The 10743-nt window shown below is 34.6% G+C and carries 12 protein-coding genes; 5 read left to right on the top strand and 7 right to left on the bottom strand.

What is annotated here, in order from left to right; genetic code table 11:
* Positions 1 to 641: 641 nt before the first annotated feature.
* Positions 642 to 1064 (bottom strand): conjugal transfer protein TraD, encoded by a 423-nt coding sequence (locus B9T28_RS14670; RefSeq protein ID WP_086204722.1) that lies wholly within the window; start codon positions 1062 to 1064, stop codon positions 642 to 644.
* 229 nt (positions 1065 to 1293) lie between these two features.
* Between B9T28_RS14670 and B9T28_RS14665 the strand changes: the two genes are divergently transcribed.
* Both B9T28_RS14665 and B9T28_RS14660 read left to right on the top strand, forming a co-directional pair.
* Positions 1294 to 2214 (top strand): MobA/MobL family protein, encoded by a 921-nt coding sequence (locus tag B9T28_RS14665; protein ID WP_086204721.1) that lies wholly within the window; start codon positions 1294 to 1296, stop codon positions 2212 to 2214.
* On the top strand, positions 2211 to 2729 hold the full coding sequence (locus B9T28_RS14660) for a hypothetical protein (RefSeq protein ID WP_086204720.1): 519 nt from the start codon (positions 2211 to 2213) through the stop codon (positions 2727 to 2729). Before B9T28_RS14665 ends, B9T28_RS14660 begins: the two co-directional genes overlap by 4 nt.
* A 65-nt stretch (positions 2730 to 2794) precedes the next feature.
* Here B9T28_RS14660 and B9T28_RS14655 read toward each other — a convergent pair whose 3' ends face one another.
* The 4 genes from B9T28_RS14655 to B9T28_RS14640 all read right to left on the bottom strand — a co-directional run bounded on the left by B9T28_RS14655 (position 2795) and on the right by B9T28_RS14640 (position 6805).
* Positions 2795 to 3679 carry a GTPase family protein gene (locus B9T28_RS14655; protein ID WP_086204719.1) on the bottom strand — a complete coding sequence of 295 codons (885 nt, stop codon included), beginning with the start codon at positions 3677 to 3679 and terminating at the stop codon, positions 2795 to 2797.
* Positions 3680 to 3958: 279 nt separating this feature from the next.
* A complete protein-coding gene (locus B9T28_RS14650) occupies positions 3959 to 5278 on the bottom strand; it encodes a type II toxin-antitoxin system HipA family toxin (protein ID WP_086204718.1) in 1320 nt (439 codons plus the stop codon).
* Positions 5272 to 5619: a helix-turn-helix transcriptional regulator gene (locus B9T28_RS14645; RefSeq protein WP_086204717.1), complete on the bottom strand. Its 348-nt coding sequence runs from the start codon at positions 5617 to 5619 to the stop codon at positions 5272 to 5274. The genes B9T28_RS14650 and B9T28_RS14645 overlap by 7 nt, the downstream gene beginning before the upstream one ends.
* 259 nt (positions 5620 to 5878) lie before the next feature.
* The gene (locus B9T28_RS14640; RefSeq protein ID WP_086204716.1) at positions 5879 to 6805 is read right to left on the bottom strand and encodes an HNH endonuclease; all 927 of its coding nucleotides are present in this window, start codon (positions 6803 to 6805) and stop codon (positions 5879 to 5881) included.
* Between the two features lie 762 nt (positions 6806 to 7567).
* On the opposite strand from B9T28_RS14640, the gene B9T28_RS14630 reads away from it, so the two are divergent.
* The 3 genes from B9T28_RS14630 (at position 7568) to B9T28_RS14620 (ending at position 8846) form a co-directional block, all read left to right on the top strand.
* Positions 7568 to 7999 (top strand): hypothetical protein, encoded by a 432-nt coding sequence (locus B9T28_RS14630; RefSeq protein WP_086204714.1) that lies wholly within the window; start codon positions 7568 to 7570, stop codon positions 7997 to 7999.
* Positions 8000 to 8263: 264 nt separating this feature from the next.
* Positions 8264 to 8539, top strand: a complete 276-nt coding sequence (locus B9T28_RS14625) for a type II toxin-antitoxin system RelB/DinJ family antitoxin (protein WP_086204713.1) — start codon at positions 8264 to 8266, stop codon at positions 8537 to 8539.
* Positions 8517 to 8846 carry a type II toxin-antitoxin system YafQ family toxin gene (locus B9T28_RS14620; RefSeq protein ID WP_086204712.1) on the top strand — a complete coding sequence of 110 codons (330 nt, stop codon included), beginning with the start codon at positions 8517 to 8519 and terminating at the stop codon, positions 8844 to 8846. The genes B9T28_RS14625 and B9T28_RS14620 overlap by 23 nt, the downstream gene beginning before the upstream one ends.
* 11 nt (positions 8847 to 8857) lie before the next feature.
* Here the strand turns inward: B9T28_RS14620 and B9T28_RS14615 are convergent, their stop codons facing one another.
* Together B9T28_RS14615 and repM are read right to left on the bottom strand one after the other, a co-directional pair.
* A complete protein-coding gene (locus B9T28_RS14615; RefSeq protein WP_086204711.1) occupies positions 8858 to 9442 on the bottom strand; it encodes a hypothetical protein in 585 nt (194 codons plus the stop codon).
* Positions 9443 to 9461: 19 nt separating this feature from the next.
* Positions 9462 to 10415: a replication initiation protein RepM gene (repM, locus tag B9T28_RS14610; RefSeq protein WP_086204710.1), complete on the bottom strand. Its 954-nt coding sequence runs from the start codon at positions 10413 to 10415 to the stop codon at positions 9462 to 9464.
* Between the last annotated feature and the right edge of the window lie 328 nt (positions 10416 to 10743).

The raw sequence follows: 10743 nt of genomic DNA, 5'->3' as shown, positions 1-10743 counted from the left end.
CAGCTTTTTAATTCATTTAACTAGGTTATAGACTGACTATTTAAAATAGTCAATATACAATCTATTCAAATACCCCTTAAACCTAGTTTTATGACCCCTTAAACCTAGTTTTATGACCCCTTAAACCTAGTTTTATGACCCCTTAAACCTAGTTTTATGACGCTTGAAAGTGCTGCTATACATAGCTTTCAGGCTGCCTAAAAGGATTTAAAAGCTTAAAAGATTATTAAAAACCCAAAGCATGAAAAATTGCCCTATGTTTTCGCTACGCTCAAACTCTATTGAACTTCGCTTTCGCTCAGTTCTAAGGGGCAATTTTTAGCAAAGACCAAATCGGATTCAAATTTTGAAAAAAGCAAAGTCAAAAGCAACAACTAAAATGAATTCGCTTCGCTCATAAAGTATTTTTTATCTCGCTACGCTCGTCTAGGCTCAAATTTTTGCATGTAATTATGCTTTCTAGGCTTCATCAGCCTAAAAAGCGGTTTCTCAGAAAGGCGAGCCGCGAATTTTGCAGGTTCACTCGTAGACACTCGCTCTGTTGTATCCCTTTGAGGCATGCAAGCTTTAAAAACAGGCTTAAAACGAGTGTGTTTTGTGGTTTTCAGGATTAAAAGGATCGGATAGGGAAATAACCCCTTCTATTTTTCGTTCTTTTGCGTTTTACGCGTATTTAAGCAGTCTTGACCTATCTCTGCCCATATTTCCCATTTTGGATCGTTCTGCGCGATTTCAGCGGTTTTTAACAAGATGCCTAAAAGTTCCGCTGGATTGCGTTGATCCAGTTGCGCAATTTCAAACAGCGCACCGAGTTGAATTAGATGTTTGGTTCGAGCTTTGCGTTCAGCTTCTTTTTCGGCATTGAGTAGTTTACGGACTACTATTTTTTCTTTATTGGCACGATCCATGGCTTTTTCAGCTTTGATCAGAGCATTGAACTTTTTTTCTTGTTCTGGATTGCGATCATTAATTTTAGAAAGTTCGAGTAAAAGTTGTTGCGCATCGGATGGTTTTTTTAAAGCCGCAAGATAGGTGATTTTTTCTGTTAACCAATTATTATTCATTTTTCATTCCTCAATAAAATACTCATTCGATTACACAGGACGATAACAAAAAATAATCAAGTGTCTTGATCCTTTTTGTTAACTTTGTCCTTGTAAATTTCAATTGTATTTCCATCAAAATTTTTGATGGCGCGCTTAGACGTTTCTCTCTTCGAGAGAAACCTAATCCCGAAAATTTGCTGCGCAAATTTTAAAAAAGCAAAAGCAGCATCTACAGCGAGGTAGGTAAATGGCCATCGCACGACTTAATGTAAAAACAGGCTGTGTCGGTAAAGCCGCAGCACATGCCGAATATATCGAGCGTGATGAAAAATATGCCAAACAAAAGCAGGCAGATTTGGAATATTCCGAGTCTGGTAATATGCCGCCTTGGGCGGAAGAAAATCCAAAGCTATTTTGGCAGGCCGCAGATTTGTATGAACGAAAAAATGGCAGTACTTACCGAGAGTTTGAAATTGCTTTGCCGCGAGAACTGAATCCAGAACAGCGGCTTGGTTTGATTCAGGCGTTTATTGCACAAGAGATTGGGACAAAGTATCCCTATCAGTTGGCGATCCATAATCCCAAAGCCATGGATGGCTTGGAACAACCGCATGCACACCTGATGTTTAATGAACGGCTGCAAGATGGGATCGAGCGAGATCCGCAGCAATACTTTAAGCGCTACAACAGTAAAGAGCCTGAAAAAGGTGGCGCCAAGAAAGACAATACCGGCAAAGACTATCAGACCCGAAAAGATGAAATCAGGGATTTAAGGCAACGTTGGGAAGAAATCAGCAATCGGCATCTGGAACGTGCAGGACTGGATAGCCGCATTGATATGCGCAGCTACAAAGATCAGGGCATCGACAAAGACCCTGAAAAGAAACTGCTACCGAGTCAAGCCAAAGATCCCGAGATTCGGGCAGCATTGACTCGATCCAGACAAGCAGATCAAACACTTAAACAGCATGGCTTAGGTGATTTAAGTCAAGATCTGGTACAGATTCAACAGCATAGAAGTCTGGTTCAGGATATTGAGCAAGGCAAAGCCGAGTTTAAGGCTGATTTTGAGCAATTTAAGGCGCAGGCATTACAACAGTTTAAAGAACAGCAGAAGTTAGAACAGGAACAAGTCAAGTTGAAACCCTCTAGAGGAATGGAGCGATGACCCCAGAAGAAAAAAAACTCTATGCATTGATGGCGATTGCTGAAGAACAGCAAAATGCGATTAATCAGGCGATTCAGAATCTTAATCTGACCCAAGAGCAGATTCAAAAAGTGATTGCAAAGCAGACGCAAGCAAGCGTATCGGATGCTGTGAAAGAAGGCTTGAAAGAAGGTTCTGAAAAGATGATCGGGACAGCCAAGCAATTGAATCAGTTGAATCACTCAATTCAAAAAAATATCAATCAGTTGTCTTGGAAGTTGATTGTACTGTGTGGCAGTGGCATTTTTGCCCTTGTCATAGGATTGATGGTTCTAATGGCGTTGATGGTGCCGAGTTTGGATGAGATCCAACAGCGTAGAGCTGATTTAAAACAACTCAAAGAGCATCCACCGTTACAGATCAGAAAAACAAAAGAGGGTAAGACTGTGGTGAGGATTATGACCCAAAAGCCTTGTTATGATTTCGATAAATCTAAGATTTATGACTGGTGTGAGATTGATCCAAAGAAATACTAGGGTCTATGCGAAATTCAGTCATGATGAATTTCGCATAAGGTGTATTATGTTAATTTTAGATTTTCTTAAAACCAACTAAAAATTTTCTTCCATACTTTTTTAATTACCTTCGATGCTGTTTCAACAATAACTTCAGCAGCAAAGTCTTTTGCTGTATCCCAAGCATCACCGGCGAACTCTTTTACTGCCTCCCATATTCCTTTTTCTGCTTTTGCTTCTGCTTCCTCGCTTTTTACTTCCTCTACTGCTTCCCTTACTACTGAATACTTTTTTTCCTTAGGTAATACCTCAACTAAAGTATCCATTAGTTTTGTTAAATTATACTTCTCTGCTACTGAGACAGTTTCAATATATTTTGTAGATACATCGAATGCTTTACTAACTTCAAAAATTTTAGCATCAATATTTTTCTGCTTTTCACTTCCTGGTTGATTCTTTGCATCATCCCAATCACGTAAAGGATTCAATTTATCAACTTGGTTAATAACAAAAACTACAGGACACTTTTTTAAGTTTGGTTCAAGAATTTCCTTATATGCTTTTTCTGCCTGAGCATATGCTCGGTCATCAGCTTTAATAACCCAAATAACTAAATCTAATTCAGGTGCTAACTTTTCATATAAAGCAAAATATTCTTTATCTCGTTCAATAGTTTCACCGACACCAGGAACATCAACTAATTTAATGCCTACCCCTTCAGAACCAATAAATATTTCTTTCGGCTCACGAGTACATGCAGCAACATCACTAACTGCAGCAACGTCCTTACCAAAAAGGGCATTACATAGCGATGACTTACCAACGCCTGTGACACCAAAGACACCTACTTTAGGTGTATAAGATCTAATTTCTTTTACTTTCTCTTCGATTCTTCTACGAATTTCTGCTGCTGAAGAATTTGAATTTAAAGAATGAGATTCATCTTTATCAAAATTTTGTGGCTGATTCATAGCTACCCCAATGTTATTAGTTGTTAATAAATATATAAAATTTATAAATAAAGACAGTAATCACATATTGTGTAAAAATCAAATACTTATTCACTGTATGCGACAAAATTTGTCGCATAGAAGACACTCCATTTAACATAATGGCCCTTATGCGCAGCGAGGGCCTATAGATCCTCGTTTTTTTGACTTCGCATAAGACATTTTATGTTGAACAGATGATTAATCAAACAGTCCAACTTTCGGGGGGCAGATCAAATCTAACTAGGCTTTTTTGTCTGATCACCAATTGAGTCTAAGATGAGCTTGAACTTCATCTATCAAAGAATCTGGAACATCATTGAGTTGTGCTAATTGACGCCAATTAGAAACTACCTTGATTGTCTCATTTAATATCTTAGTAATTTTTTCTTTTGTAAATAGGGGACTTAAATTTGAAATAGATAATAAGTCATCTAAGATGAAATTATCTCGTTTCCCGTTTAGTGACATCCAATGTTGATTTACCCAATCACTACCAGGCTTATAACTATAAGCTACATCATAGGCAGGTGTTAAATTCCACTTGTTATTATCATCAAGAAGAAAGGCAAAGTTTTTTGCATGATCATCATGATTTCTTGCAACGATATTAAAAATCATTCTTCTAACAATCTGTTCTGCTTCTACTGCGGATAACTTTAACTTACGAATGGTCATGATTAATTCTTCATAAGAAAAAGATCCAGGACTTTTATAATCAACATGAGCAATACCATTCAAAGTTGTTGTATGAACTTTTTGATTGCCATTTCGATCAAATCGCTTAGTAATAAAGTGTCGTCTATTACCTTCATGTAATAATCTAGAAGGCATCATAGATATTCCACAGCTTATTGCCATTAAGTAGTAAACGTATTCCATAGCGCCAAAGCCCATCGGATCACCAAAGGTCTCTTTAGTACGATTATGTTCAGTTACACCGTCAAATTTCATCAAATAGTGACTAAACCCCTCAGGAACACATGTCTGGCCTGAACGTACCTCCGTAAAGGTGTCATTAAATGCTAAAACTGCTTTAGGTCGTGCCCCACCAGCACTCGTACCAACAGATAATAAAGCAAGCATAGCTTCTCTATCTTCACGGCCATCACTCTGTAAATTAACTTCAACAGTACTGTATTTATCTAATACCTCCTGTGCAATTTGTACTAATGAAGATACTTGTATCTGCTGAGATGCATTAAATCCTTTTATATTTTGCGCTGGTAAATATTCTAATGCCCCCATACCTCTAGTACCAGTATATTGCAGCCTCTCTAACGGAGTTATATCACTTGAACTTCGACCCTGAGATGCTACCCATGCGTTTAATAAATGATTACCAAAATCATCAGGTAGAGAGTCTGCAATCATTCCTGGTAGACCTTTAAAGGTTTTTTGGTTAAGTTCAGGAAATATATAAATCTCGTCACTCAGAGGCATCGTTAGTGGAGCTAACTGTATCCCTGTTTTTATAAAACTTTCAGTATACTGAAAAGCTCCAATACCTTGTTCTTCATCAAAACTTAATGCCCCAACGTCATAGTCCTTGTATTGGACTTTAATTACGTCTATTACCATTCAAGCACCTCATCAGAATAACTATTAGAGTTTTTTTCATTAGTAGAAGATGCTCTTTGTCTTAACTTACCTCTTAGCTTTAATAATTGCACAGGAGAGATTCTTTGCTCTGGTAAGAAGTTTACTAACTGATCTGTTTTCTCTAATACATCAAGAATGGCAAAAAAATCCTCTAATGAAGCATTACCATTTTCTGCTTTTATTACTCTACGTCTATCAAGACCAGCTCTTTCAGCAATCTCGGCTTGAGTAAGGTTTTTATTTAACCGTACTTGTCTTAGACGATTACCCATTTCTTGAGCCATTGCATGGGGAGTACTTGCTTGAAATTTATTAAACATAACCAACCTCACAATGTACAAATATATGTACTCAATAGTGTTAAATAGACTATTAGGTACAGAATATTGAACTTTAAATAAGATTATATATAAAAAATTATAAAATTGTACATTAAGTACTATTTTCTGTACTTAATGTACAATTTTCAATTATAAAGATCTAAATTTGGTACTTTATACAATACAATTACTATTTAACATAAAATCTCTTATGCGAAGTCAAAAAAGCGAGGATTATATTCCTCGCTGCTAACAGTATCTAAGCTGTTAAAAATACATTACTTTCATGCCAGGCTAAAAAACTTAAATCAGGCTTTGAGTTTTTAGGAAGTTGTATTTTCTTTCCCTCATACTGCTTTAAATACTCGAATAATGCATGATCCACACTAGTTCTATTTGATACAACTACTTCATAATCCGAATTAATAGTTAAATACCCTTTATCAAAAGCCTTATCTAATAAAGTTGAAAGACAAATACCATTCGCTGGATTTTTTCTATTATTTTCATCTTTGGACCAAGGAATAATATGAGATGCTACTAAAAAATCAGAGACTCGAATGCCTGAAATAGCACAAGTACGTTGATAATTTAATTTAACCTGTTGTGCAAATTTTCGATGCTCATTACCACGAATTTTACGTAAAGCTATTTTATTATCAGCACTATAATCTTTATTCCGATCATCTAGGTCTAACTGGAAATCAGTACAGAAACTTTCATCACTTTTTAAACCAATATTTAATAAATTAATAAAGTCTGTGCTTGTAATCTCATTCATACCATATTGCTGAAAAAAGTGTTCCCAAGTAGATCCTCGTTGTTTAAATTTCCATTCAAAAAATTCTAAATCACTTTGTAAAATTGGATCTACAAAGCGATATCCTAAATCAATGATTCCTATCGCAGGCTTACTACGAATTTTTTCACTAGATCCAGCACTATCTTTAATCTCTACTATTTTCCCAAAACCATAAAGATAAAATTGATTTCTTACTTCAGATGCTTTTTGTGGGCGTCTATAAATAAAAAAGTCACCCACTTTAACTTTGTTAAATTTAGATTTATCCCAATGATATTCTTGAAAGTCTATATCGCCATAAACTTGATGATCACTTTTACTATCAAATATGAAAAATTTAGTATTAGGCTTATCTATTTCAGCTAAAAGACTACCTGGAAGCATTATTTTCTCTTTCTATTCAATGATCTTAGTTAAGATAGCATATGAAAAACTAAAATTTGATAATAAAAAAGCCCAACATCCTGTTGGGCTTTTTTACATATTTGATGCTTTAGGTATAACTCCTGTCGTACCTTTAACATTTCCTTGTTCTTTGGTTTATTTTTATTGTCTGGAGCATCCTGCTCTCTATGTGTCCATGATAAGAAATTGTGTTTCATGGGTATATTGGCAAAATCCCTAAATCACTGTACGCCTAGGCGTACAACACATTTAAATTATCCCAGGATTTGTCCGCAGAAATTGGGGATAATTTAAGCACTGGATGAATTGATAACACAGGTGAAACACTAAATTTGATCAAAAAACGAGCAAATTAATTGGCGAAATATACCAGTTTTGTTCATAAAAAAGCCGATATGTTTCTATATCGGCTTTTTGCTAGTTTTTTTAATTTTTGATTGAGGCTAATTGATTGATATTACAGGCTTATTACAAATCGATTTCGCATAAGCACCATTATGTTAAATAGAGGATTTAAATATAAGTAATTAAAAATAGAATTGCTATTAGGTTTAATAGGTATTTATCCTTTATATACAATACATATCATTTATTTTCAATAAATAACAATGCAAGTCAAATAAAGTCCTTTACAAGTCGTGCGATGTTGGATTATATTTCAATTGAAGTTGCAATTTTATTTAATTCATATTGATTCAACATGAGTCAATATCATAATCATAATTATCAACAGGATTCATTATGACACTTATATCAATATCATTGGATGAGTTTAAAAAATTATCACTAGCAACACAAGCTGAGATTCTTAGTATCTTTCAACCTCAAATTAGTTGTGAAAATAGTGAAGATTTAGATGGAGAATTAACAAGAAGGCAGGTTAGTAATCTTATAAATGGGTTGTCCGATAAGAGTAAAAATATTCTCAGAACTATTGTTAGAAACTTTAGTCATGATGATATTAACTATAAGGATCTTCTAAAAAATTTAGGAATGACGGAGGATGATAATCTTACTGGTGTATGGTCAGGAATCACAAAGAGATCAAGAAATGCGGCTGTGGCTAATGATCCTTCCTTTGATTTAATTGCTTGGAATACTAATGAAGACAATATCTATGTAGGTTGTATGCATCCGACAACGTTTAAATATATGTCTGAATATTTTAAATAATTCCTAAAATTAACATAATACACCTTATGCGAAATGCACTTGATAATTTGAGTTAAATCAAGATATTGAGATCCACTAAAAAGCCTAGTTTGAATAAACTGGGCTTTTTACGTGAATAGTCGTGTTCCACGCTTACTTCGTGAGCAATTTCCCATGGTTTTGATTAGCTCATTTTAAAAATGAAAATTCAATACAATAGCTTTTTGAAGTTAAAAATATGCTAAACTGTATCTCAATTGAGTTACATAACATTAAGGTGAAGAAATGACTTCTCAAACCTCAATGCTGCACGTTCGAATTGATGATGATACTAAGCTTCAAGCGCAGCAAGCTTTAAAATCAATGGGTATGTCTGTTTCTGACGCTGTACGAATCTTTTTAACTCGTGTTGTTGCAGAACAAGCAATTCCTTTTGAGGTTCGCGTACCGAATGCACAGACTGTTGCTGCTATGATTGAAGCAGATGAACTTATCCAAGCTAAAAAAGCCCGTTTTGAAACTGTAGAAGACTTGTTTAATGACCTCGAAAAAAACAGCTAAATCCAAACGTGCCGTTTTACCTCGATCATCGGACTACACCAAAGAGTTTTTAGCAGATTGGCAACGGCTTTCTCGCAGTGGTCGTTATGACATGGGCAAACTGAAGGAAGTCATGATGCTTTTAATCGCTAATGATGAACCTTTAGGGGCTGAATGGTTAGATCATGCCTTAAATGGTAATCAATGGAAAAATTGCCGTGAACTGCATGTCGGTGGAGATTTTCTATTGGTCTATCGTATTGAGTCCCTATCTAAGTTCGATATGATTGTTTTTATTCGTTCAGGAACGCATAGCGAACTGTTCTAAACCCTAAAAAATTAGCCGTTTGGTAAGAAGAACCTACTCCAGAATCCTCGTTTTTCTGGTTCTTCTTCTATTATTTTATTTATATGAAGATCACTTTGTTTATTTGGTGTTTTGACACTGTTTGATCTGTCTTTTTTACTGTTTAAGTCTGTATAGTCTTGTTGTTCAATTGAGCTGTTTTGAACTATTGATTGTTGTTCAGTATTTTCTTTGTGTATGGGGTTGGTATAACCTAATACAAGTTTTAATTCTTTTATTTCTTCTCTTAAGTTACTAATTTCATTAAAAAGTCTATCTTCTCTTTGTTCTGCTTTAAGTCGAGCACTTTCAGAAATTTCTAACATTTTTTTGTATAGTTCAATACTGTCTAATTCTGTTTGAATTGAACTGTTTTGAACTGTCGGCTGTTGTTCAATTTGAACAGCATTATCCGTCTTAGCCTCACCATATAGAACAATCATATCAACCATATCAATGACTTTTTGCCCCTGTTCATTGAGTGTGGCTGTTAATATTCCTTTAGATACCTTGTCATATAAAGCACCACGAGAAAGTCCATAAAGATTTGCCATTTTACTAATCGTTAGCTTTGCCATAATTACGCCAAATAAGACATTAAATTGAGTTTGAATTATTTATTTTAGGATTAAATCCCAGATTTTTTAAATGAGGTAAAAACAGTTTTTGCTTCTCTGGGTCTCTCAACATCTCTTTAATTCGAGATGCAAGGGCTTCATAGTTTTCATTACCTACTGCCAAATGACTTAAATCATGAAGTTCTGCTAATTGATTGCCAAACATATTGATTTGAGAATCGCTCATTTTATAGAAGTTTTGTTGACTTGATACTTTATTATTTAAGACAGGAATAGCTTTTAAAGTTGATTTCTGCTTAAGTTTGAATTGAAGATCAGTAATAATACGACCTTTTTTAAATTGATCATAACTAACTGTTATATCTGTATTTTTATTTATATCTAAAATGGCTTTTTCAAGTACGTTGGTTTTAAAATTAGACATTGTGGCGTATTCATTTACTCCTACACCTAACTTAGCTCTAATATCATCAATATTATATTTTTCAGTCTTCCCAGTGCTTAACCATTTGATTAATAACTCATATAACCTTATGCTATATTTACTTTTAAAATCAGATACTTGCTCTAAATGATATTTTGTGAATTGTTCGCTTAAGCGGCTAATTAAGCTTATAACTTCATTACTTAGATATAAAACAATTAAACCACTTGAATCCACATAAGTGACTTTATTCACCCAGTTTGCTGTGGTGTATGCTTCTTTTCCTTTGTATCTATCTAAATAGCTGAATTCTCGTCTTTTTAATGTTCTAGCTGCATCTTTTATTAAGCTATAGATATTATTACTTTCGACTTTAAATTGATGTACATAGTCGTTCACAGCAATTTCTATTGCTGTATTTGGTGTTAGATCATGGATTTCTCTAGCCTCAACAATAGCTAAAAGCATAAGACGCTGTTCTATTAATGAGAGATTAAAAGAAGCATCTATTAACGCATTATCTTTAACAACTAATTTATTATTGCTCATTTAATCAGCTTTTTAATTCATTTAACTAGGTTATAGACTGACTATTTAAAATAGTCAATATACAATCTATTCAAATACCCCTTAAACCTAGTTTTATGACCCCTTAAACCTAGTTTTATGACCCCTTAAACCTAGTTTTATGACCCCTTAAACCTAGTTTTATGACGCTTGAAAGTGCTGCTATACATAGCTTTCAGGCTGCCTAAAAGGATTTAAAAGCTTAAAAGATTATTAAAAACCCAAAGCATGAAAAATTGCCCTATGTTTTCGCTACGCTCAAACTCTATTGAACTTCGCTTTCGCTCAGTTCTAAGGGGCAATTTTTAGC

The sequence above is a fragment of the Acinetobacter silvestris genome (assembly GCF_002135235.1).
Lineage (GTDB): Bacteria > Pseudomonadota > Gammaproteobacteria > Pseudomonadales > Moraxellaceae > Acinetobacter > Acinetobacter silvestris.
Note: the sequence above shows the minus strand (reverse complement) of the source record. Positions and strands in the feature narration are given on the sequence as shown.